Raw genomic sequence first — 24,809 nt, 5'->3', positions numbered from 1 at the left:
TCATGAAAGCCAAAGTTCGTTTAATTTGGATGAAGTTACACGCCTATTTCTCGTGTTTTTTCTTGCCATTAACCCTAGTTTATATCGTTTCAGGTGTCTTATATCTTTTTGATATAAAAGGCGAAGTCGTTAAAGAAAACAGCTATGAGATCAATTCAGCTGTTAAGGTGGACAGCCTGCAGCAAGCTGAGCAATTAGCATTGCAATATCTCGATGCTAATAACCACGGTGCGTTGCCTAGCGACCACTTTGATGAGCGCTCAGGACACAGCTGGTACGGCTATAAACAGGAAGTTATTTTAACGCTTGATGATAACAAAATTGCGCAACAGCTAGTCGTAAAAGAACACGATTTTTGGCTATCGTTACTGATTATCCACAAAGGCTACGCTGGTCTTTTGTTTTGGTTATTGGGTATTGCTCTAGGATTGAGCCTAACCTTTAGCTTGATTAGTGGTGTGGTGATTAGCTTACAGATGCCACAGGTGAAGAATATGTCACTGCTAATGCTTGGCGCGGGATCGGCGACACTGGTAATTGGCTTCATCATCGGTTAGCAATAAAAAGGCCGTTTAATCAAAAGATTAAACGGCCTCTCAAAATCAGTGAATCTATTAAAGAATAAACTGACTTAAATCTTCGTTTTGTACTAGGTCACCTAGGTACTTATCAACGTATGCTGCATCAATTTTCACTGACTCGCCAGTGCGATCTGAAGCGTGGAACGATAACTCTTCCATTAAGCGTTCAAGTACGGTGTGCAGACGACGGGCACCGATGTTCTCGGTACGCTCATTCACTTGCCACGCCGACTCGGCGATGCGTTGGATACCACACTCGGTGAACTCAACATCTACACCTTCAGTAGCTAACAATGCTTTGTGCTGTTCGGTTAGCGAAGCATTTGGCTCGGTAAGAATACGTACAAAATCTTCAGTCGATAGCGCGCTTAACTCAACGCGAATTGGTAAACGACCTTGTAGCTCAGGAATTAAATCAGACGGCTTAGCCACTTGGAAAGCACCTGAAGTAATAAATAAGATGTGGTCGGTTTTTACCATGCCGTGCTTAGTTGAAACGGTACAACCTTCGATTAATGGTAGTAAATCGCGTTGAACACCTTCGCGAGATACGTCTGGGCCAGAGGCTTCGCCGCGTTTACAAATCTTGTCGATTTCGTCGATGAACACGATGCCGTGTTGCTCGGCCATTTCTACTGCTTGCTCTTTTAAATCGTCTTGATTTACAAGCTTAGCCGCTTCTTCTTCTTGCACTGCTTTGAACGCGTCTTTGATTTTCATCTTGCGCTTTTTAGCTGGCGTGCTGCCAAGGTTTTGGAACATGCCTTGAAGTTGGTTAGTCATTTCTTCCATGCCTGGAGGAGCCATGATTTCAACGCCAACTTGTGGTGCTGCAACTTCAATTTCGATTTCTTTATCGTCTAATTTACCTTCGCGCAGTTTCTTACGAAATACTTGACGCGTACCGCTATCAGTTGGTTTTTCTTCTTCAAACCCGCCGCGTGCTGGTGGTAGTAAAGCATCTAAAATACGCTCTTCCGCTGCTTCTTCAGCGGCGAAGCGTACTTTCTTCATTTGCTCTTCGCGCGTGATGTTTAGGGCAACGTCTGCTAAATCGCGAATGATTTGGTCAACTTCTTTACCAACGTAACCCACTTCGGTGAATTTAGTCGCTTCAACCTTGATAAAAGGCGCGTTCGCTAGTTTAGCTAAACGACGAGCAATTTCGGTTTTACCAACACCCGTTGGACCGATCATTAAGATGTTCTTCGGGGTAACTTCTTGGCGTAAATCGTCGTTTAGTTGCATACGACGCCAGCGGTTACGTAGGGCAATAGAAACGGCGCGTTTGGCATCGCTTTGACCGATGATGTGAGCGTCTAACTCAGAAACAATTTCTCTTGGTGTCATTTGTGTCATGGTGTCGTCCTACGCCTTATCTGCTTCTATTTCTAGGGTTTCAACTGTTTGGTTACCGTTGGTGAATACACAGATGTCACCAGCGATAGTGAGTGCGCGCGTTGCGATGTCTTGCGCGTTTAGCTCGGTATTTTCTAATAGCGCTGTCGCTGCAGCTTGAGCAAATGGACCACCTGAGCCGATTGCGATTAAATCGTTTTCTGGCTGAATAACATCACCGTTACCCGTGATAATTAAAGATGCTGTGTGATCAGCTACCGCTAATAGCGCTTCTAGCTTGCGCAAACCGCGATCGCTACGCCAGTCTTTGGCAAGCTCAACCGCTGCTTTAGTTAGGTGACCTTGGTGCATTTCTAATTTGGCTTCAAAACGTTCAAACAAGGTAAAGGCATCGGCGGTGCCGCCAGCAAATCCTGCCAATACTTTGTTGTTGTACAAACGGCGCACTTTACGCGCGTTGCCTTTCATTACTGTGTTACCCAGTGATACTTGGCCATCACCGGCGATGACAACTTTGCCTTCACGGCGTACAGATACTATCGTAGTCATTATCTGTCCTTAATCTGATATATGCGCAGTGCGCGAAATTTTTGGCTTAGTGCCAGACATAGTTTAGAAGTGGGGACAGCACAGATAAATTCAAGGGGGCGCGGTGAGTTTGTGTATTCTTTGACTTTGCTGTAGGTTTAAACCCTTGTTTAAATTAAGTGCTTGAATCCTTTGTCCATGATTACTCAAACATCCCACTTTCTCGATTTTGACGACCATTCCATCCACCTTCGTGAAATATCGCCTGAGCAACCTAGCGATTTACCACCGGTGTTAATGCTACATGGGGCAATTGAAGACGGCCGAATTTTCTATTCAAAATCAGGTAAGGGATTGGCTTGTGCCTTGGCGCGTGCTGGTCATAGTGTGTACGTGATTGACTCCCGTGGTCGCGGTCAAAGCACGCCGCCGATTGGCAAAGATAATAATCACGGCCAATTTGAAATGATTGCTCACACGCTACCTGAATGCCATCGTTGGGTGCTTGCGCGTCATGCTAGCCATTCAAAAATTCACTGGATGGCGCACTCGTGGGGTGGGGTAGTGATGTGTTCCGCGTTAATTCGCTTTCCTGAGCTGACCGAAAGTGTCGAATCTCAGGTGTTTTTTGGCACCAAACGCACCATCAAACAATGGAGCTTTGAGCGTTTGTTTAAAGTGGAATTTCTGTGGAAGCGTTTTGGTCCATGGTTGGCTAAGAAAAAAGGCTTTTTCCCGTTCAAGCAGTGGAAAATGGGCAGCGACAACGAAACTTATTTGTCGATTAGCGAGGGTCAACTGTGGGTGCGCGATGTGGCTTGGGTCGATCCGCGCGATAACTTTGATTATGGCAGTAACGCTAAGTCGGTTAACTGGCCACGCACGTGGTTTATCGCCGCGCTAAAAGATCCTGTACTTGGTCATCCCAAAGACGTTAGGCGTTTTAGCGATGAAATGGGGCATGGCAAGCACACCATTTTGAGTAAAGCCAACGGCAATGCGTTGGATTATGATCATATTAATATGCTGACGCATCCTAAAGCGGTGGATGACTATTTCAGTGACGTCATTAATTTTATTCGAGCTCAGCAGGCCGCTTAATAACAATAGATTCGATAATAATTGGCTCAATGGGTCTGTCGTTATAATCGGTTGCTAATTGGGCTATTTTTTCGAGGGTTTCTAATCCTTCAGTCACCTTACCAAAAATATTGTGGCTGTTGTCTAGGTGCTCTGCCGCGCCCAAGGTAATAAAAAACTGGCAACTGTTGGAGTTTGGACCGCTGTTGCCCATCGATAAATATCCTATTTCCCAATGAGACAATTCGGGGTGAAAATCGTCGCCAAAGCGATAACCCGCATTTCCCATACCTGTTCCGTGCGGACAACCACCCATTAGTGCAAAACCTTTAATCAATCGATGAAAGGTTAGCCCGTCGTAAAACGGCCCATCGCGATGTGGGTTTTGCTGGCGGCCTTCTGCTAAATTAACAAAATTCCATGTGGTAGTTGGACATTGCTGTGGTAATAATATTGCACTAAAGGCACCATGATTGGTGGTAAAGAATGCCTTGAGATATTCCACATCTTCGCGATAGTCACAAAGAGAAATTAATTCGAGTTTCACTGCGCTGCCTTCAGTTAGTGTTTACATGTATACCCAAGCCACCTCAAGATGCTAGTCTTCAGCAAGTCGAGAAGCGTGCCAAGAGCAAGGCATAAGATACGCTGTTAGGTTGTTCCTAATAAGTAGCTTATAACGCCGCTATTGGTCGCTTATCGCCTTGCCCTACGGGAGGCTGGGTAGAAAGCGATTACTGCGTTATGATTCAAAATCAGGGAATAACCATTAATTATGAATCATGCCTTGTACTCACATCCTACCCAGCCTCTGAAACCTGCATCTTGAAGTAGCTTGGGTATGTTTATCAGATGCTAATTTGTTAGTAACCATTTACATAGTAAAAAAGCGATAAAATCGCCGCTGTCGGGCGAATGTCGTGGCCGACAAGGCAGATCTGTTGTCAGAATTCGCTGTGAACATCGGCGAAGAGATTAAGGACCTTAAGTCTTATGATAGTTAAAAAATTACGCGACAAAAAACAATGGTCACAAGAAGAGTTAGCACAAGCTTGTGGCCTCAATGTTAGAACTATTCAACGAGTTGAAAGTGGTCAAAAGGCCAGTCTTGAAACTCTAAAATCTCTCGCTGCTGTTTTTGAAGTTGATATCGCAACATTAACGGAGGAAATCACAGTGATAGATAAAGAATCTGCAAAATGGAAAGAGCTACCGTGGTGGTTCAGAGCCAACATGTTTGGTGTATACACCAGACGCCATGTGCTGATGATTGAGTTTTTATTACTCGCCCTTGGCTTTGTATTTTTGATCTTTAACGACAACGCCTTTTCATCGGCCACCTTTTTCTTAGGCGCCTACATTACCGGCTGGATTGTTCGCTATGGCGATGGCAAAGAAGTTTGGTGATTTTAAACATTGGCTCGACACTTAAAAATGGACACTGCGGTGTCCATTTTTTGTTAATGTCTTCATTAATATGAATTAAATAATAATGTGAAAGTGCTCTTGTGATAGAGTATGGCGCATTAATAATGACAAGGAAAACCTTATAATAGGGTATAAGTGATTAATGAAGTATCAAAGAGCTGAACTTGAAAAAGTTTATTTAGAATTAGAGAAAAAGCAGAGACCGTTACTTGCTTTATTTGGTGCGTTTATAGGGTTGATTGTTGCTTTTACAGTAACTGCTGTTATGGAGCGCTACTTCATACTAAACGTTATTGTAGCCATGTTAATCGCACCTGCAATCGTCGGCTATTTTGCAAGGTTTATTGGAGGGTTGTATCAAACTTTCCCAAGGTTAATTGTTGCTTTATTCTCAGGCGTAACTTATGCCTCAATTTTTATTTTGGGCAAGCAGCCTACTGCAGCATTGATTATTAGTCCTGTCGTAATGGCTATCGTTTTTTTTACGAGCATGAGGAAGTTGTCATTAATTGAAGAGTTTGCGGCAATTGAGCATGCCGCTGAACCTTTTCAGAGTGCTAATTCTAACCGAAATAAGCATTTTACATCTCTAGTCATAGTACTGTCGTTGCCAGTGGTGGGGTATTTCATATTAAACCACTATGGAAATAGATGTTTAACGTCAATTGAGAATGGCGAACATCATGTCATTGTCGAGTATTGTTTTTCTCCGGATATTTCTTCATTGGAAGAAGTAATGCTTAAGAAAGATTATGAGTTGACAGAGCACTGGTTTGGTCGTTATGAACTATTTACTTCTGAAGCGAGTTTAATGAAATTTTTAGCTTCTGAAGGTGACGCTAAATATGAAGAGTATTGGTGGGTAATCTTACATTTCATTTATCAGAATAGTAGTACAGACTTACAAGAAGAACGTGCTATTTGGCAGCAAAAATTATTAGACAAAGAATACGCACCTGCAATAAAAATGCACTTAGAAGAGATTATTCGCCCTTCACTTATTACAGATAAAACTAAAAAAGAAGCTATTGAATACATAAAAATATTAACACGTAATAGAGATGAAGACGCGGATGCTTTTTCTTTAACCGTCAAGCATAAAATTACGACAGAAGAGCTTCAGAACTTACTTCAATATCAAATGGGGAATTTAGACAGTTTAACCTTGCCTCAGCTGGAAATTTTGGTTCGTTCTTTTGATTCCGGTGAGTTTTATACTCTAGCAAGTGAATTGCGTGAAGAGAACGAAATTGAAGAGTATTACACTGATAGTATTTTTATCGAAACTAGCCAGAAAGACTTGATAAATGTACTTGAGGTTATGGCTAAAAAGTATAAGCATACTGAGGCTTATTTTCGACTAGCAAATATTTATATGGAAACTGATATAACCAAAGCACAGGAGTACTTAATAATCGCTGCACAACAAAAGCATCCTGCAGCGGCTTTTATTCTTGGTTTAGGTAGGTATTGCATAAATGACAGAAAAGCTGGTCTAGAGTGGTTAAATAAGGCGACGGCTTACGGAAGTAAACGAGCTGATGAGTACAAATCTCGTATTCTTGGCGGCGAAGAAAGAGCGGAGACTTGTTCTGTGTTGAAAAATTTAAAGTAAGTAGATAGGCCATGAACTATTCATGGCCATTATGTTTTGATGATTCTTCCCCGATAGTGTAACAATAGTGGTTAATATATACGTGAATTTTTATATTAAGCGGAGGAAACCTGCTACTACCTCTTTCAACGTTTATTTATAAAAAGAGTTGTTATGAAAACATCCATGTTCTCAAGTTTAATTATTAGTGCAGTAGCATTAGGAAGTTCTTTCACGGTAAATGCAGCAGGCACCAAAAACACTAGCGGAAAATCAGTTGTATTGCCCACTCCGCAAGTCTCTATTGCAACCCACGATGCCTATTTTGATCATATTAGAAAACACTGTGGCAAAGCCTATGAAGGTAAGATAACTGTCGATAACGCTAAAGGCGGTGGCTTTGCTGGTAAGAAATTAGTGATGCATGTGCGCCGTTGTAGTGACCGCGAATTACAAATTCCATTTCACGTTGGCGACGATGCCTCACGCACGTGGATTCTAACCAAAACAGGCTCGGGTATTTCGTTAAAGCACGACCATCGCCAGCCAGATGGCAACTACGATAAATCAACCATGTACGGCGGCCATACTGTTGATGCTGGTTGGGAGAACGTGCAATCATTTCCAGCCGATCAATATTCTAAAGAAATGTTCGTGAAACACGGCATTCCGCAATCAAACGGCAACACATGGCAAATGTTCATTTACCCTGAAAAATTCACCTATCGCATGGTGCGAGAAGGACGCGAATTTAGAGTGGATTTCGACTTAACCAAGCCGATTACTCCGCCAGCAGCTCCTTGGGGATATGCTGATTAGGCGTTTACCTACCAATCTGCCAACTGCTGAAAGTCTTTTATACGGTTGCGTTGTAGTGAAAATGCCTCAAACACATCGTCGAAATTACGATTGTTGGCATCTAGGTTGGGTATTTGGAATCGCTTTTTAAAATTAGCCGTTTCTCACCACACTTTTATTGTCTAATTTGAAGTTACTCAAGATTGAACGTAAAATTTTTACGTTTTTTGTTGATTTAAAAATTGAGGTACGTAAAATTTTAACGTTCTTTTAAATTGGATGTAGTACTCGATGGACCATTTAGAAAATGATTTTTGTTACTCTTTCCCAGCGGTGAGAGGAGTTCAAGCAGGTAGACCCTTCTATATTGCAACTTGCCCTTTACGTATAATCCCTAAAATATTTAGTTATGACGAAGAAGACGTTCCGCCAGAATTAAGAGCACAACGTACTTTAAATAAGTCTCGAATTCCTGAGATGAGTCGTTATCTTGTTGATAATCCAGACGACTATGTTTTTTCTGCATTGACGGCATCTGTCGGCTCAGAGGTTCGTTTTGTCGAGAATAATGGCGCTCCAAATATTGGTATCTTAAAAGTGTCAATGAATACTAGTATCTTAATCAATGATGGGCAACATCGAAGAGCTGCGATAGAAGAGGCAATTAAACTTAAGCCTGAGCTAGCGCAAGATAATATAGCCATTGTCTTTTATGTAGATGAAGGGTTAAGCAGAAGCCAGCAAATGTTCGCAGATCTAAATCAAAACGCGATCAGGCCATCTACTTCACTTTCGACTTTATATGATGACAGAGATCCCAGCTCTAGAGTCGCTAAGTTTTTAGCAAGAAATGCTAAGCCATTTATTGGTTTTACCGAAATGGAAAAAAGCAGCATACCAATTAAAAGTAATAAAATATTTGCGTTAAGTGCCATTAAACATGCGACACGATCGTTACTTCGCAAAGGGCCAAAAGATGAAATCAGCGAGATTGAAAAGGAGACTGCGCTTAGTTTTTGGAATCAGTTAAATGAGCAGTTGGTTGAATGGAAGCTGGTGCAAGATAAGTCACTTACTGTTAGAGAATTCAGGCAAGATTATATAACGGCACATGGAATTGGTTTACAAGCGTTGGCATTGGTCGGCCGAGAATTATTAGATATGTCGCAAGAGTCGAGAATTGGAGCCTTGGTAAAAGTAAGAGAGATAGACTGGAGAAAGTCCAACAAGGCATGGTCACAAAGGGCGATGTCTCACGGAAGGTTGTCTAAAGCTAGTACCAATATATTTTTGACAACGGTAGAAATTAAACGCCAAATTGGTCTGAAAATTACAGACGAAGAATTAGAAAAAGAAAAAGAATTATTAAATAAATGAGCTTAGCTAACCAATACGATCTCGATGACTATATCGAGTTTATCGAAAATGAAAAATTTGCAGGTACCTTGCTATCGGACTGCGTTGCCAATGTCCAGCGGGTATACCTTAGTGACAAGCGACCATGGGTCATAGGTTACAGCGGTGGTAAAGATTCTTCAGCTGTTATGGTCTTAGTCTATTTAGCTCTTTTGGGGCTAGAGCCAAAGCAGCGCCATAAAGAAGTTTTTGTTGTCGCATCAGATACTCTCGTTGAAACACCTGTTGTTGTAAATCATGTAAGTAACTCACTAAGAGCAATTGAGCGCGGTGCTAAACGAGATAATCTACCCATTACATCCCATAAAGTTGTCCCCAAAACAAATCAAACATTTTGGGCGAATTTATTAGGTAAAGGATATCCTGCACCTACAAGGCAATTTCGCTGGTGTACAGAGCGAATGAAGATTGATCCTGTATCTTCGTTCATTACTGATAAAGTAAGCCAGTTTGATGAGGTTATAGTTGTTTTGGGCTCACGCTCTCAAGAAAGCGCCTCTCGTGCCCAAGTAATCGCCAAACATAAAATAGATGGCTCTGACTTAGCCAAGCACACAACATTAGCAAATGCTTTTATCTATACCCCTATTGATATGTGGGGAGTAGATGATGTGTGGAAGATATTAAGATTTTGCCATTTAGTGAGCGAAGAAACGCCTTACGGTATAAAAAATAAATGGTTCGATAAATACGATATGGAATGGGAAAATCCATGGGGTGGTAAAAACCTCTTGCTTTGGAATCTTTATAAAGACTCTTCAGGGCAAGGTGAGTGTCCGATGGTTATTGATGAAACAACCCCTTCATGCGGAAACTCTCGATTTGGATGTTGGACCTGTACTGTTGTTACTAAAGACAGAGCAATGGAAAGCTTGGTTCAAAATGGCGAAGAGTGGATGAAACCACTGCTAAAGTATCGAAATATACTATCGCGAAGTACGTCACCAAAACTAAAGAAAAAATACCGAAGCCATATTCGTCGAGATGGCAGATTAGCTTTTAAAACACTAAAAGAAGACGGTGAAAAAATATTAACCGATGACTACACAACTGGCCCTTATAAGCTTAAATATCGAAAAGTAGCGCTACGGTTACTTCTTAGCATCCAAAAACAGCTAGCTGACTTGGGAAAAGATGCAGAATTAATTACAGTGCCTGAATTGCATGCCGTAAGACACGAGTGGTTAAATGACCCGAATGAGCCAGACTGGGATGATGATTTACCAATAATATTTAATGACATCTTTGGTTACGACCTTGATTGGGCCATAGATGACACTAATCAATTCGGTAGAGATGATGCTGTTTTAATTTCACAATTAGCCCCTGAACACGGTGTGTCTCCTCATTTGGTTAAAAAGTTAATTGATCTGGAAGTGTCTATGTCTGGCCTTGCGAGAAGAACGGGAATTTACAAGAAAATTGGTAGCCTAATTCAGCAAGATTGGGAATCCGCTGAGGAAATTATTAGGAAAAATAAAGATACGAGGCAAAATCAAATTAATCAGTCAAAAGAAGTGCAAGATCTTGAAGCAGAATTGGCAGCTATAACCGCATCTTTAAATAAGGAGATGCAGCAATGATTTTTAAGAAACTCACATTAACCAACTTTCGTGTTTTCAATGGCGAACATGAGTTAGACCTTCAACCTAAAAAAGACGGCTTGCTGTCAAAACCCATTATTTTATTTGGTGGCCTAAACGGTGCCGGTAAAACATCAATTCTTACTGCTATTCGATTGCTTTTATTAGGCAGGCGAGCACACAGCTCTACATTAAATAATAAAGAATATTCTGCTTATTTGTCTCAGCAGCTAAACAATAAAGCTAAAAAAGACAATAGTGATGCAACGGCTGTCATTAGCCTTGAATTTACTCATACACACCAAGGTAAACATGGAATTTTTACTATTAGCCGCTCTTGGGGGACCGATGGTAAAGAGCGAATTAGCTTTGACAGTGGTGAAGAACAAGAGCGTTTTACCGCTGAACAAATACAGTCACTAATTTCGGAAATGATCCCGCCAGGTATAGGCGATCTTTTCTTTTTCGATGGTGAAAAAATAGCTGAGCTTGCTGAAGATGACACGGGTGTGTATTTAAGAGAAGCTGTTCAGAAATTGCTAGGTTTAGATGTCATTGAGCGGTTAAATATTGACTTGGATATTTATCTAAATAAAGAGAGTGAGAATAAAGCATCTAAGACGATTCAAAAGGATATCGCTGAACTACAGGTTCAAAAAGAAAAACTCAAATCAGCAGCAGATTCATACAAAGAAAAGGCCGGTGAGCTTTATCCTAAGATTACTGATATTCGCTTTGAAATGAAGCAAATTGAGAAAAGTATTCAGGAAAGAGGCGGAGCTTGGGCAGTTACTAAATCGGAAGAAAAGAGCAAACAAAAATCGCTGGAAAATGAGATAGCTAGCGTCCGTGGCAAAGTACTCCATGAACTTGATGGCGCATTTCCTTTGTCTTTAGCTCCTACGGCAATTAGCAGCCTTCTTCAACAACTTGAGAAAGAGCAAGAAGTTAAAGAGAAAAAAGCATTTGGTACTCAATTTGAATCTCAGGCAAGAGAGTTAGCCGAGCAGCTATCTGAAGCGCTTTCTTCTGATGAAAAAACCATAAATGATTTATTGGATAACTACATAAATAGAGGAAAAGAAAGTGTAGACGACTCAGTTATTCAACTAGATATATCTGATCGAGAACTTCATCAATTAGCTGCCTTGAATAATGACGCTCAAATTTCAAAATCGAGCTTGAACCATTCATTATCCGAACTGGATAAAGCAGAGTCAGATTTAGATTCGCTTACGCTTAAAATTCAACGTGCGCCTGATGAAAAAGAACTAGTGACTTTATATGAACGACTGCGTGTACTTGATACAGAGTTAGCCAAAGAAAAAGACTTATATAAAGAAACACTTTTGAATGCTCAATCTTCAATGATAAAAGCCGTTGAGTTGGCAAAGAGATTAGAAAAGCTTTTCAACCAACAGAAGAATGAAAAGTCACTTCAGAAAGCCGTTTCAAGAGTTACTGCCACTCAAGGTGTATTAACTCAATTTGCTGAAAAGTTAACAACATTAAGAGTTGAGCAACTTGAAGAACTATTTGCTTCTGCCTACAGCAAACTGGCAAGAAAAGGTGATTTGAAATTAGCTGCCAAAATCAATCCAGTTACCTTTGATGTCGCACTAATAGACCAAGATGGTTTGGAAATTAACAGAAAGTCACTTTCAGCGGGAGAGAAGCAAATTTTTGCTTTTGCCATATTAGAAGCACTTGGCAAACTGTCTGGTAAGGTACTTCCCGTGGTAGTAGATACTCCATTGGGAAGGCTTGATTCTAAACACAGGGATAAATTGATTAAACATTACTTCCCCGAAGCTGGAGAGCAAGTGATCTTGCTATCTACAGATACTGAAGTGGATGAGGACTTTTACTCAATATTATCATCTGAAATCTCTCATGCTTTTGAGATAACGTTTGATGAGAAAACGCGCTGCTCTTCAACTACTAAAGGTTACTTCTGGAACAATCGACAAATGGAGGCTGTGTAATGTTGCCAAATAGAATGCAGCTTTCACGTACAGTGGAAGAACAATTAAAAAAGCTGAAGGGTTATACAGGTGTAACTCCTAACATTTCGGCACGCATAGCATTTTTCAGGTCAATAGAGTCTGACTTCAGGTATCAACCTGAAGCGGACTACAATATCAATGGAAATCTAACGTTAGATAAAATTACTTGGTTAGGTCGAACACAAGATGTGACAGAGTTGTTATTGAAACATAATTATCCCGAATTGGATGGTAAACAACTTCAACAAGCTTGGGCTGCACACGTTGAGCATGGAATTGCGTCTTTAAGAAATACGAAAAATCTAATGAATTTTTTAGGGCGATTAAATTAAAAGGGAAAATAATGGATTCCATTTACGAGGAAACGGAAGAGTTTATTGCTAATCTTACTCCTAATGAAAAAGTCGAGTTAGTACTTGGCTTTTTTAAATCTAATTTTGAGTTTATTTTAACACCGCTATTTATTGATAATGCGACGACTTTACCTGATTTGAATTGGCAAAAAATCAAATATACAGAGCACGCACAACACGACTTTCCTCAGCGGCAAGGGGTATATATGTTTTCGGTTAGCTTTGATATTCCAAATTTACCTACAAATTCATATGTTTTGTATGTAGGAAAAGCGGGAGACGTTGACTCAAATAACACAATAGCTAAAAGGTTTAGAGATTACGTAAGACCCTCGGGCTATAGTGGGCGGCCAAAAGTTCGTAAGATGATTAAATATTTCAAAGAGCACTTATTCTATCATTATGCGGAAGTCGATCAGGGCACCTCTACAGCAGAAGTAGAAGAAGCCTTGGCAGATGTATTTGTACCACCATGTAACCAAACAGACTTTTCTGCTCAAGTAAGAAGCTTCGTGAGAGGTGTTAGGTTATGAAAAACAAAAGGTTAGTGATTCCTTGCTTAAAGGGAAAAATAGGTACTTGGAATACTTATACATGCATGATGAGGCTTTCTGATATAGATGAGCTGGTAGGGTTTGCTCATGACATTCATAAAATTGACGCTCTATCTCAGCAAATTCAAAGAAAATTGAAGAAAGAGCGAGGCGTAGAGATAGCTGATTATTTATTAGAAAATGAAGATAGGTTTTTTAACTCTATTGTACTAGCAATTTATGAAGGTGATCCATGCTGGCATGAAATAAGTAGCATTAGGCCTAATAGTGAAGAGGCTCTGCATTTAGACTTTCCTGATTATGCAGAAAATTGTGCAGGTTTTTTATCTGTTAGTCGAAATGAAAAGCTATTTGCTCTAGACGGTCAGCATCGTGTTGAAGGTATCAAAAAAGCTTGTAAGAGAGATCCAAGTATAGGGGATGAGTTGCTCAGTGTTATTATTGTAAAACATGAAAGCTCTAAAGAAGGAATCAGACAAACTAGGAGACTATTTACTACTCTTAACAAAAAAGCTGAAAAAGTCAGTGAAGATGCAATCATTGCTTTAGATGATGAAGATATATCAGCATGTATAACTAGAGAACTAATTGAAAGCTCGCATTTTACTCACTTCAAAGAGTCAAATGTCTCTTTTAGTTCAAAGCAGATTCATCCGACTGATAAATCCAATATCACCACGATATCCAATATATACAAAAATGTTAAAAAGCTTGTATCTGGCTTTCTGGGCATAAAGATAAGTGATTTAGATCATCATAAAATAGAATCACGAGCAGAAGTTTTTGATTTCGTATTTAAGTTTTTCAATTATACATTTTTTCATTGTGATGAATTGCGCTCTGTTACATCTAATATGGAGCCAGTTGTAAAGTATAGAAATAAGGGCGAAGGTGGACATTTGCTTTTTAGGCCAATTGGTTGGGATATATATGTAGATTTAGTCGTAAGCAAATTCGAAACGGAAGAAATAGCGCTTGAACATATAATTAAAAATATTCTATCGAAGGACCTGTATTTGAATGGCTCAATATTTGAAGGGACCTTATGGTCTTCTTCCAAAGGTAGGCTTCAAGATTTAACATCTTCAAGAATGAGAACCGTCAAAAACAAGTTATATACATCTGCCTAGGCTTATGTATATAACTGTTCGCTTATATATAGTAAGTGCTGACTTAGCAGGGCGTTTTAAGATCTAATAGTGTGAGTTACTATCCAAACTCTGCATTTACGAAACTAGGGAAGTATTTATAAATTTTGGAAAAATTATAGATATCACATTCACTATATATACTGCCTGGTAATGCAGAACGATCTATCTCTTTTCCTTCTTTTAAGGGCATTTTTTCAAGTAACTGGTTGATTTCCTTAATTGTTAAATTCGGAATTGTGATTGTATAGATTTGTTCATTAGATGAATAAAACTCCGAGTGCTCTAACCCACTCTTTTCAAATTTATCTTGGTCTTTTGATTTATAAAACAACCAACCCCATGTCCCCATCTCTGCTCCATCTTTATACAGAAAGTTAAATATTTGCTTAAATTCCCATTTTAAAGAATCTTCTAATGCCGAATTTATCAGCTTCAATTTATTTAAAATCTTATTGGTTATAATTTGCCGAATTATTTCAGAGTGAATATCTGCTTTGTTTAATCCTTGCTTAGGTAAATCAAAAGGGATGAACTTTTTTTCGACAATTTTCTGTAATTTATCTTCAAGAAGTTCTGAATGTGTACCTTCTTTTTTTAATTCTTCTTTCAGTGAATTGTGTCTATATGGTCTAACGTTCAAAGAAATTGAAATTACAGAACCTGATTCTTCCGGCAAGTTTTCTAATAAAATATCCAAATCATCAATTACTGATTGCTCTAAGGCATAGTCGTAGTCTAACCAGCATATAAAGGGTTTTTCGTAAATCAAATCGGTTAATACATCCGTAGACTTTCCAAAATTTAGCTGAATGCAGTCAAATGGGTTATTAAATATATACTTCTCTTTATTTTCTTCATCATCTTCTATGCTAATCATATCTTCAATATGTAGCTCTTTATGAAATATCTTAAAATCAGAAAAATACTTAGATCCAAATCCTATGTACCTGTATTCATTCAATGGAATAAAAGCATTCAAATTTGAGAAAATATCTTTAATAATTTTTCTTTCGACAGTCTTCGCTGGTCGCACTGAATAGTTAATTACATCACCACTGGCCATATTTTTAACTCTCGTTTTCCATAAAATAGTCAAATGTATAGCGACCGACCTCTGCTGCCGTAGAGACTGAAATCAAATCTTTAGCGATTTCCAATTGGGACTTGTTAACATTGTACGAAATTCTCTTATTGTTGTTTTTAGGTAAAGCTTCTGCTTCTACTCTGATAAAGTGGCTTGTATAATTAGCTGTAAATGCACTTAATTTAGGGGCGTTCTCAATAGAGTCATTGATAGGCTTAGCTTCTATAGTTTCTCTGTCAAATGCTTCTTTTTCTTTGGCACGGTCTGTAAGAAATTTGGCAATAATTTTTGTTTGCCGAATCATTTCAATTAAAACGGATTTGTATATAGGGTTATCCGTATCAATACCATTTTTAGTGGTATTCCAAGGTAAAAGTTCTCCATTTTCTGAGTTGAACTCAACTATACCTCTGAAAAATGCCATATCAGGATGATATGCTCTAAGTCCTTGAGTCCCCCATCCGGTAGTTTGAGATTTATTAGCGCCTTCAATTAGTCGATTGTTACAAAAGATACTCCAACCACCCGCTTTTAAATCTCGTTCTCCGACACCACTTATTATTTTTACATCGACTCCATGTATATTTTTTTCTATGCCAATAACACCTAACTCATCTGATTGCTTAAATTCAAGATCTCTATCAGGTACAACCTTTCCATTTACAGTTATTGTAATACCGTCACTTATAGCTTTATGATGTGCATCAGCGATAAACTCGATAAGCTCATCAATATAACTAGAATCACCAAAGTCTAGAGAAACTGTCTCATGAAGGCTTGTCACAAGAATTGACGTTCCGTCTGCCTTTAAACCGACATTTTTGTCTTCGAGGTCAAACTCCCATTCTTGAGTTTGTTTCCACTCATTCGCGTCAATATCTATTTCAAATGAGTCATCATTACATTTCGATTTCAGATTTATTGTATTACCGAGCTTAAAAAAGGCTCTTTTCATGCCGACACCAAATCGCCCAACTGAATTTGCAGTGGATGGCGCAGAAGGATCTCTACCAAATCTAAAAGCATAATTTTCAGCTATTTTTTTTTCCATTCCTCCACAATTATCAGTAATTTTAAACTCCATCTCATTTAGTGACAGACTTATATGGATTTGATCAAGGGCTGACTCTCGTTTTGCGGCATCTACACTATTGTCGACCAAATCTAATATTGCGGAAGTTAATGATATATCCCTAGTAAGCATTGTCATGAAAAATTCTTTTGTAGGGTCGGCATGTACTTTCATTAATGAACTCTCTTTTATAATTCCCAAAACGCTTTGTCTTTAATTTTCGTTATTCTCTTATCGCCATCCACGTACAAACTATGATGTTTCTCTAGCTCTCGAATGGACTTCATCAAATACTCTTGATCTGCTTTATCGTCCTTATTGAATAACGACTTAATATCCTGATTTTTAATTTGTGATACACGGTGAACTATCCAGCTTAGTATGTAAGAAGAGTAGTCGTTTTCTCCTGTCTTGAAGTGCGTGATATCTTGGGTCGATAGAATTACGCCCACACCATATTCGCGGCCTTCTTTAAGAATTTTTCGCAAGCTTGGGAAGTTCTGAGACATGAAGTTGTCAGCCTCATCCACTAGTATTAGCTTGGTTACTTGCCTGAAGTCACCGTGAACTTCTGGTTTGCCTTGCTTTTGCATTTGCGAATAGAAAAGGTCTAGTGTTAACGCGACTACTAAGCTTTGAATTTCTGATGGGTAACCAGCCAATTCAACGACGGTAATACCATCAACAAGCTCATATAAACTAGTGCACTTCTCAACGTCACTCTCAAAGACTTCAAGCTCGTGAAGGCTTTCCAAAGCTGCATATAAAGAGTCTTCCGCAGGTTCGCTTTCTAAGAATAGTACCCATACATCAGCAACTGTTGGGGCAGGTCTGCTCCATGTCGAAGAGTCTGCTTTTTTAATCCCAGCCAAGTCATAAGCTTGAGCAATTAACTGTCTTAACCTCAACTGTTGCTTTTGACCCAAATTAAAAGCTTTACCCATAGTTTCAGAGAAACCACGAGCAGTGTGGACAGGTAGCATTGGTGTTGAGCCGAATAGGCTCAACGGATTATAAGGTAGCCTGAATAAGTTGTATTTTTTACCACTTGTAGCATCAATAAACTTGTCATCCACATAGTCTGATTTGTAATCAAATATCAATATACCTATTGGTTTGCCATCAACATTATTGTGCTGGTTGCGATGCAACTGAGTAACAACCGACTTTGTACATTGAGTTTTACCAGTTCCCATAGTCCCGATAATGCCTGAGTTGGTATTCATGAACTTCGCGGTATTGGTTGGCTCCCAAAATACTGCATCGTCACTTCTTACATCATGACCAACTAAGATCTTTAAATTATCTTCTTGAGGTGTTGGATTAGCTTCAATTGATGAAGACTCTATAGTTTCCTCCACTGCTGTCACAGTGGTCACAATTTCTATTGGTTCTTCTACCTTAACTTCTTCTTTATCTGTGACATCAGAACTCACTAAATTAACGTCACCATCCAAAACATATTTACTATCTACATGGCATAACTGTTCGGGTTTAGTGTCTGTAAACAACTTTTGCAATGGAGTTTTAATAAACGTTGGTAAATAGCTAATCGGTAGCTGAATCTTCAGAATATCTTCTTTTAATTCAAACGTAGGCTCGAAGAATGTGTCATTTTCGACATGTGATACTAAGAATCCTTCAGGATACTCAGCAATATCCTTAATAGAATAGTTACCTTGTAACCACCACTCTCTGCGATTTAATAATGGGTCGAAGTAACCGTCTTTATAAACATTATAGAGTTCATATTTATCGATCTGCATCAGTATTTGTCTGATGAATAAACCACGATATAGATGACTGGCTAAAGAGTCATTGTTAAGTATGTCTTCGCTTAGGTAGCGTTTTAACTCTTTAGCTTGAGATATGCCTTTATTGTGAGTTTGCTTCTTGCCCGTTTTGACCTCTAGCGGCATTAAAATCAAACTATCATCTTTAAAGCCAACGAAAAGAACATCGTCAGAAATCAGCCCTTTTTTATACCCTTGGATATTTCTCGAAAAGTCACTTTCATCCATTTTTAGACCGATGTTACCTGCAACTCTAATCATCTCAGCTACCGATAGAGGAACCCATGTAATATCAGACTTGTAGAGAAGGCAATTAACAAATTTATAAGCGCCAATTATTCCCTTTTTCTCTTTGCGCTCATTCTCATTTGAGGTGATCATTTTTAACAACCACTCTCCATTGAAAGCATTAAACTCCTCTATCAAGCCACCTTGGTCTTGTTCCAGAACTTTCTTGTATAAGTCCGATTCCTCAGTAACTGTAATGGCGTCATAGTTGACAGAGTTGGTGTAGTTGTCCGAGTAATGGATTAGAACTACATTCTTTTCGCTTTCAAAGAAGTCGAGAGTAACCTTGGGATCAATGATCGTAGTCCAAATTGAGCTATGATAAGAACATTTAAGTAACTGCTTGAATTTGTCACTCACAGCGAGAGCTGTAGACTTTGAGCGGCTATATTGCTCATTGGTTTTTCTAGATGGTTTTATAAGGCCGTTTAAACGCTCTGCCATTTGAAGGTGTGGTTTATCAGAGTACTCTATATTTTTTAAACCGAATGAGGTGAAATAACTTTCTTCTTTACTTGTCGAAGCTTCACCAGCCATTAAACCATCCGCAACAATCCCACTTATTTCTTCGTTTACATTAACGTCAGTAGCTTGAACCTTATTATTGTTTTTAAAGAATGAAATATGAGCATATTCTTGAGGTTTGTAAGTGCCATCATCCAACTTAGCATTCTTGAACTTGCTATAAGTTAAACGCGTTCTAATCAAATCAATGATGGTATCTGCGACATCTTTTTCTGAGCCTTTATCTAGCCCATAGTCCGCTTTAATTTGGTCGTAACTTTGGTTGTCAGCAAATTTATCGAATTCACAATAACTAATTTGGTCGTCATATAAATTCACATGTATTTGGCAGGCTTTATCTTTACGCTTTTTAATAAAGTCGATTAAGCCAAGGAATAACTCACGATTAAACCCATTGTTAACTGAGTTAATGATTATCTTAGAACTTGAGCCATTAGCAAATAAACTACTAAATGCATCATTAAATTCAGAAACTTTGTCTCTAACTAGTTTTCGAATGTACTCATAGCTAGTGTTTTGCTGAGGTATTAGCTTAAGCCACATTGGGCTTTCGACTTCCATTTGGGTATAAGAGAAGTCATTCATTTCATCGTAAACGAAAGGCATCAATCCTTGAGCATTAAGCCTACTTAGCGTGACCTTAGGTAGAGTTTTAAAGCTACCGCTTTCATCCGCTTTTATCTTGCCAACTAGGTAAAGGTGATATGCCAGCACCATTGGATGGAATGGTGTAATGTACTCATTGCCTTTGAGATTAGCGAAACCTATATGAACCAATTGCTTTTGCTCTTTAGTCAGCATGGTGTCATATGATATCTCTAGAATTGCTTTGTTAAATGAATCTACAATTGCTGTGACTAAGCCACAGTATTCATCTCCCCAACCAGAGAGACTAGGAAGAGTTCCAGTGTCTTTTAGGTATGAGAAAAATTTTGAATAAGATTCTGCCAATGTAGGGTAAGCAGCATTGATGTCATTAACTTCGATGTGATTATCGACGTGAGAGCCAAGATACAATAGGTTTTGGTCTAGAAGATCCCGCTCCCATTGCAGTAATGTTAAGCGTTTACCTTTTGGTGCGACTTCTTGGTTATCGATTTGCACTTTATTCTTTGCTTTGTTGAAAATAGCGTAGTAATCATTGTTAAATAATTTTAGATAACGCTCTTGGTCAAGCAATAAGGGTAAGCTTAAAGTATCTGTTGCTACAGCACCTTCAACGTTGAAACTGATCTCTGTCGTCTTTCCTTTGACTGTAAACTCAATATGATCAGATTCTTGAGCTAATTGCTCAAAGTTTATAATGCCAATTTCTTCATTCGAAACAACTTGAGCGTTTTTATCTAATTCGACTTGCTGAGTCAATTCACTAATTTGAAGAAAGTTGTCTTCAGTTTGCAGTGTTAAACGTTGCTTTTTAGGTTCAACTAAATAACTGCACTGGAAAGCTTGCTCATAAAACTCTCCATTTGGAATAACCAGTACTCTAAAGTTGTGAGTTTCAGTGCCTTTATCTCTTTTTACTCGGAAATTGAAGTAAATAGCGCTATCACTATATTCCCCTGAAACTCGGACACGGCTTCTTTTACCGCCCGTGTTGTCAGGTGAACCTATGCTTAGTGAACCGCAATTTTGGTCGGTGAATGAGCATTGTTTACTTTCAACCTTTCCGCCTAAAAAGCTAAATTCGATTTCAAATTGAGTTTGCTCAGAGTCAAGCAAATAGATTAGATGTTTGTCTCTCTTACCTGCTTTGGTATCTGCTTTCGACCTGACGATTAGAGTTCCCTCAGAAATGTACTCTTTTTCTAACTCTAAGAGATTTTCTCTATTCTTATGCTGCTCTTGTTCGCAAGCGCTAAACTCTAGTGTTTTTTTCCAAGATTCAAGATCATCTTCTTTAAAATGTTTTTTTATAAACGACTGACTAAAGTCCATGTCACCTAGTTTTTCTTCATAGCTGGTCGGGAAGTTGTAGGTGATATATTCTAGTTTTTCATAGAGCTTTTTGTTTTCCTCAAGCCTCTTATTTATTTGCCCTACAGGGCCATCCCAGCTTTTTAGTACTGGATCTTCAAGTAAGCCAATTTCGTCAAACCTTAAATCACCATCATCAATCATTGCATTGAATAATTCTTCAAAGCCAAACATAGTTGCGCCATCTTCAATAATTTGCTCAAACTTATGAGATAACAAGCACTCAGAAACTCTTTTGTTTTCATCAAGAGGGTCAATTAGCGACTCAAGTGCTGCTTGGATTTCAAGGGGATGCCATACCCAGTTTGACTGGGCGACATTTTCGGCTGAGTTAATTAACGTATCTAGCATCGAATTGTGAATGACAAGCAGAGAACAATCTTTGATCTCCTTTTGCTGCGCAGCCACAACATCACGGACATGAGAAATAAAGTTTTCACTAAATCCCCAGTCATGCTCTTCATTATGAAGAACAACGAGTAATTTATGATACCCAATCTCAATATAAGGTATCTTTGCCCCCTTAATCGAGCAATCATCAGCTTTGTAAGAGACAAGTGCCTTGTATAGGTTTTGGCTGTTGTGAGCATCTGGAGATTGAAATTGATATCGATATCCAGCTAATAAATTATCAGTACCCCACGAGATAAGTTTCTCAGCTAAAAATTTCTCAAACTGTTTTTCTGACATAAACCGCATCCCCGCTGTCACTTTTTCGTTCTACGTTTCCTATACGCTCATAAAAATCTACAAGCTGCTTCTGGCTTTGCTTATCGAAATAAACACCTCTAGCTTCAAACTCTTTTAGCAACTCATGAAGTCTAAGTTGCTCTCTTTCTGCAATGGCGATATTTGTTAGTAACAAAATATAATCTTGATTAAACACCAACACCCTTCCGGCTCTTCGACGGTTTTGGATAAAGTGACCGCACAGCTCGGTTTCTATGGCTTTACAGTACAACGTGTTGATTTCGTATCTTGATTCACCTTTCGCAAACTGATCTAACGATAAGGTCAATAAGTTACTTAATGCATTTTCAGTGTTATCTGGTTCAAGAATGTTAGTCTTAAGCTTTCGATTATCTTTGAATTTTAAAGCGTACTCATGAAGTAACTCAGTACTGTCTGTACCTTTCAATAATTCATTCAGCTTCCATAGTGGAACTTTTATAGTGCCTGATTCTTGTAGACTTTCTGACATGGCTAAAAATGGAAATATTTTTTCGAAATTTCTTTCGAGCTGCGTATAACCAAAGTCCTTAACCCAAGTTCTTTCGTCTGACGCTTTTTCATTGTCCATGATGAAGTAACAGCGTTTTGAGCTAGGTTCTCCACTACTCCATTCACTTATATTGATTGATAGCTGAGCAGTGTAGAGAAACGCATATAGTTTCAAAAAGTCGGTAATTGAACTGAGGAAATATTTAGGTTTCGAATTAAGGAATCGCAGGTCTTTTTCGAATTTTTTCGAAATAAACGGCAGGTATGGCTCTTCATTGGTTTTCGCTGTTACCGTACCAGCAGGATTTCCTTGTATAACGAAGTTATTGAAGCTCTGAACAATCTCTTCTTCAATGAAGTTGAGTTTGGTATCAACCTTTTCCTCGATATAAAAATTTTGAAGCAGATTTAAGAAAAAATCACCTAGCCTTTCATTGGCTGAATTGCCTTGGACTTTTTGAGCTTTAAAGAGAAGTAATTCTGGACTAATTTTATAAAGCTCATCGTTTTCAAAATACATTCTTTCTATAACAGGCCAAAACTCAGGAACGTCCAATTTAGCTTCAAATGCGCTTTTGCAAGCCTCTTGAAATTTATCGAACTCGTCAGTAGATACTTGCTTTCGATAACAATATTTTACGAAATGCCCTAATACAGAATCCCAATCAAATATATCTTTTCGATCTTTGGTATTGATTGGAAAAAAAGAGGTCAATTTATTGTTTTGTGGCTCTAGGTTCTTTTTTAATTCAAACATCCTGTACTAAACCCCACTTACTTCTATGTCTTCATCTACTTGACTGACTTTATAGTGCTTGTTACCTCTTACTATTAGCAGTGTCTTCGAGTGAGCTGCTATTTGCGACAATTCATCTGCAAATTCGTCTAGCAATACGACTGTATTCTTATCGTGTTTGTTGGGCCGATACCCGTTGACGATGCTTTCCATTAAATTGAGCAAATTAATGTTCACAGGAACCTCGACGGTCTTGTCATTTAATTTAACAAAAGCGGTAAATGTAGAAGGAGATGATTCTTTTTTCGTCCTAATATTATTAAGGTCAGGTTTTATATCCACTTCGGTTACAACTTGATAACCATTGTGTGACGAAATTAGAAATTGTCCTTTATCTAAATTTGTAGCATTTCTGTTGTTATATCTGTGAATCGCCGCTATTAAGGTATCCCGGTAGAATAATCTGAGAGATTTTTTGTCTTCAGGGTTTCCATCATACTTGTTGTGCAAGTTCCAAGTTTTAGAGTATCTATCTAGTAGTGACTCAGAAAAATCAAATGAAAACTTTTTGTGGTACCCGTTTCCTAAATCTGTATCTTTCAGTAAATAGAATAATCGCAAATAGGAATAAGGGTTTTTAGTTCTCCTGATTCCAAATTCAGAAGATAAAAAACTCGCGTATTCATCAAACTCTTCGTCAAGAAGGCCCAAGCTTAGAGAAAGAATGAATTTATCGATATTGCTTGTTCTTAAATTAGAAGGATCAAATTCAACAATCTTTGATGATAATTCGTTGTCTGAAGGTTCAAATAAATTGTCAAACAAGTAACTATCGCCAGCTAATAATGTGTTGATGAAATCTAAAAGTGTTCTAGCTGTTAGAAACTGATCTTTCATTAATCTTGCTTTGAACAGAATATCTATAATTCTGTCTTGAACTTCTGGTAGGCTCAGAAGTTGGTAATTGGTGCAAAGTTTTTTATCCTTATCAATTGCCTGTAATTCCATATCGAAATATTGTCTAATAATATTTTCATTTGGAGCAGTAATTTTCTCTAGGATACTTTTGGCAAAGCTTGAAGCGTGTCCCTCTGCATTTAGCTCAAATTTGGGATAACTTTCAAAATCTAGAAATATAAAGTTTGAATCCGTTTCTTTACCTTCTAAAAAGAGTTTGATAGCTTCTTTAATTGATTCTACATCTCCTTCTTCAGCGTAATTGCTTAGCATTCCAATATTGATACCAACGACAAGTGGGTGAGAGCCTGATTCAAATTCGGAGAAGAGATGATCTAGAGTTTGTATAGCGTTGTCGGAGGGGCTGAAGCTATGAGTAGCATCTAAATGAAATTTAGCTCTTGTCGAAAAATCACGACTATAGCGCGTAAGAATTTCAGATTTACCATCACCACTACTACCACAAAGAAATATGATTTTTTTGTCTGTAGGTGAAAGGGCTGTTAAATACTGTCGAAAATCATCTTCGATTTCAGTTTTGATATAAAGATAGTCTTTTAAATCGTCTAATGATTTCGAGATGGCTTGCTTTCTCTCTGTAGATACAGCATATGGAGATGATTTAGAAAGGACACTCAATACTTCTTTTAATCTCACATTACCTCCATTTTATTATATTCCGTTAACAACCAATTGTTATTTATGAATATTATCTTAAATAGTTC

The 24,809-nt window shown here is 38.5% G+C and carries 19 protein-coding genes; 11 read left to right on the top strand and 8 right to left on the bottom strand.

Annotated features, from left to right (window positions below; all coding sequences use genetic code 11):
• Positions 1 to 2: 2 nt before the first annotated feature.
• The gene (locus MHM98_RS15045) at positions 3 to 557 is read left to right on the top strand and encodes a hypothetical protein (RefSeq protein ID WP_239440186.1); all 555 of its coding nucleotides are present in this window, start codon (positions 3 to 5) and stop codon (positions 555 to 557) included.
• A gap of 57 nt (positions 558 to 614) precedes the next feature.
• Here the strand turns inward: MHM98_RS15045 and hslU are convergent, their stop codons facing one another.
• Positions 615 to 1,940 (bottom strand): HslU--HslV peptidase ATPase subunit, encoded by a 1,326-nt coding sequence (gene hslU, locus MHM98_RS15040; RefSeq protein ID WP_239440185.1) that lies wholly within the window; start codon positions 1,938 to 1,940, stop codon positions 615 to 617.
• Between the two features lie 9 nt (positions 1,941 to 1,949).
• Positions 1,950 to 2,489 carry an ATP-dependent protease subunit HslV gene (hslV, locus tag MHM98_RS15035; RefSeq protein ID WP_239440184.1) on the bottom strand — a complete coding sequence of 180 codons (540 nt, stop codon included), beginning with the start codon at positions 2,487 to 2,489 and terminating at the stop codon, positions 1,950 to 1,952.
• Positions 2,490 to 2,666: 177 nt separating this feature from the next.
• Between hslV and MHM98_RS15030 the strand changes: the two genes are divergently transcribed.
• Positions 2,667 to 3,569 carry an alpha/beta fold hydrolase gene (locus tag MHM98_RS15030; protein WP_239440183.1) on the top strand — a complete coding sequence of 301 codons (903 nt, stop codon included), beginning with the start codon at positions 2,667 to 2,669 and terminating at the stop codon, positions 3,567 to 3,569.
• On the opposite strand, the gene MHM98_RS15025 is transcribed toward MHM98_RS15030, so the two are convergent.
• Complete coding sequence (locus MHM98_RS15025; RefSeq protein WP_239440182.1) at positions 3,544 to 4,095, bottom strand: peptidylprolyl isomerase; 552 nt, start codon at positions 4,093 to 4,095, stop codon at positions 3,544 to 3,546. The two genes, MHM98_RS15030 and MHM98_RS15025, sit on opposite strands and share 26 nt — an antisense overlap.
• Positions 4,096 to 4,541: 446 nt before the next feature.
• Between MHM98_RS15025 and MHM98_RS15020 the strand changes: the two genes are divergently transcribed.
• From MHM98_RS15020 to MHM98_RS14980, 9 genes are all read left to right on the top strand, one after another.
• A complete protein-coding gene (locus MHM98_RS15020; protein ID WP_239440181.1) occupies positions 4,542 to 4,955 on the top strand; it encodes a helix-turn-helix transcriptional regulator in 414 nt (137 codons plus the stop codon).
• A 163-nt stretch (positions 4,956 to 5,118) separates the two neighbouring features.
• Positions 5,119 to 6,591, top strand: a complete 1,473-nt coding sequence (locus MHM98_RS15015; protein WP_239440180.1) for a hypothetical protein — start codon at positions 5,119 to 5,121, stop codon at positions 6,589 to 6,591.
• 165 nt (positions 6,592 to 6,756) lie between these two features.
• Complete coding sequence (locus MHM98_RS15010; RefSeq protein ID WP_239440459.1) at positions 6,757 to 7,389, top strand: hypothetical protein; 633 nt, start codon at positions 6,757 to 6,759, stop codon at positions 7,387 to 7,389.
• Between the two features lie 270 nt (positions 7,390 to 7,659).
• Positions 7,660 to 8,745, top strand: a complete 1,086-nt coding sequence (gene dndB, locus MHM98_RS15005; RefSeq protein ID WP_239440179.1) for a DNA sulfur modification protein DndB — start codon at positions 7,660 to 7,662, stop codon at positions 8,743 to 8,745.
• Complete coding sequence (locus tag MHM98_RS15000) at positions 8,742 to 10,367, top strand: DNA phosphorothioation system sulfurtransferase DndC (RefSeq protein WP_239440178.1); 1,626 nt, start codon at positions 8,742 to 8,744, stop codon at positions 10,365 to 10,367. Before dndB ends, MHM98_RS15000 begins: the two co-directional genes overlap by 4 nt.
• Complete coding sequence (gene dndD / locus MHM98_RS14995; RefSeq protein WP_239440177.1) at positions 10,364 to 12,352, top strand: DNA sulfur modification protein DndD; 1,989 nt, start codon at positions 10,364 to 10,366, stop codon at positions 12,350 to 12,352. Before MHM98_RS15000 ends, dndD begins: the two co-directional genes overlap by 4 nt.
• Positions 12,352 to 12,705, top strand: coding sequence for a DNA sulfur modification protein DndE (gene dndE, locus MHM98_RS14990; RefSeq protein WP_239440176.1), 354 nt, complete (start codon positions 12,352 to 12,354; stop codon positions 12,703 to 12,705). The genes dndD and dndE overlap by 1 nt, the downstream gene beginning before the upstream one ends.
• 11 nt (positions 12,706 to 12,716) lie before the next feature.
• Positions 12,717 to 13,259, top strand: coding sequence for a hypothetical protein (locus MHM98_RS14985; protein WP_239440175.1), 543 nt, complete (start codon positions 12,717 to 12,719; stop codon positions 13,257 to 13,259).
• Positions 13,256 to 14,410 carry a DNA sulfur modification protein DndB gene (locus tag MHM98_RS14980; protein ID WP_239440174.1) on the top strand — a complete coding sequence of 385 codons (1,155 nt, stop codon included), beginning with the start codon at positions 13,256 to 13,258 and terminating at the stop codon, positions 14,408 to 14,410. Before MHM98_RS14985 ends, MHM98_RS14980 begins: the two co-directional genes overlap by 4 nt.
• A gap of 79 nt (positions 14,411 to 14,489) precedes the next feature.
• Here MHM98_RS14980 and MHM98_RS14975 read toward each other — a convergent pair whose 3' ends face one another.
• The 5 genes from MHM98_RS14975 to dptF are packed head-to-tail and all read right to left on the bottom strand — an operon-like array spanning position 14,490 to position 24,741.
• Positions 14,490 to 15,494, bottom strand: a complete 1,005-nt coding sequence (locus tag MHM98_RS14975) for an O-methyltransferase (RefSeq protein WP_239440173.1) — start codon at positions 15,492 to 15,494, stop codon at positions 14,490 to 14,492.
• 4 nt (positions 15,495 to 15,498) lie between these two features.
• Positions 15,499 to 16,761, bottom strand: a complete 1,263-nt coding sequence (locus MHM98_RS14970; protein WP_239440172.1) for an ATP-binding protein — start codon at positions 16,759 to 16,761, stop codon at positions 15,499 to 15,501.
• A 14-nt stretch (positions 16,762 to 16,775) separates the two neighbouring features.
• Positions 16,776 to 21,860 (bottom strand): DNA phosphorothioation-dependent restriction protein DptH, encoded by a 5,085-nt coding sequence (gene dptH, locus MHM98_RS14965; RefSeq protein WP_239440171.1) that lies wholly within the window; start codon positions 21,858 to 21,860, stop codon positions 16,776 to 16,778.
• Positions 21,841 to 23,148 carry a DNA phosphorothioation-dependent restriction protein DptG gene (gene dptG, locus MHM98_RS14960; RefSeq protein ID WP_239440170.1) on the bottom strand — a complete coding sequence of 436 codons (1,308 nt, stop codon included), beginning with the start codon at positions 23,146 to 23,148 and terminating at the stop codon, positions 21,841 to 21,843. Before dptG ends, dptH begins: the two co-directional genes overlap by 20 nt.
• Before the next feature lie 6 nt (positions 23,149 to 23,154).
• Positions 23,155 to 24,741: a DNA phosphorothioation-dependent restriction protein DptF gene (gene dptF / locus MHM98_RS14955; protein WP_239440169.1), complete on the bottom strand. Its 1,587-nt coding sequence runs from the start codon at positions 24,739 to 24,741 to the stop codon at positions 23,155 to 23,157.
• Between the last annotated feature and the right edge of the window lie 68 nt (positions 24,742 to 24,809).

This window comes from Psychrobium sp. MM17-31 (genome assembly GCF_022347785.1).
Taxonomy (GTDB): domain Bacteria; phylum Pseudomonadota; class Gammaproteobacteria; order Enterobacterales; family Psychrobiaceae; genus Psychrobium.
This window is presented reverse-complemented; position numbering and strand designations above follow the sequence as displayed.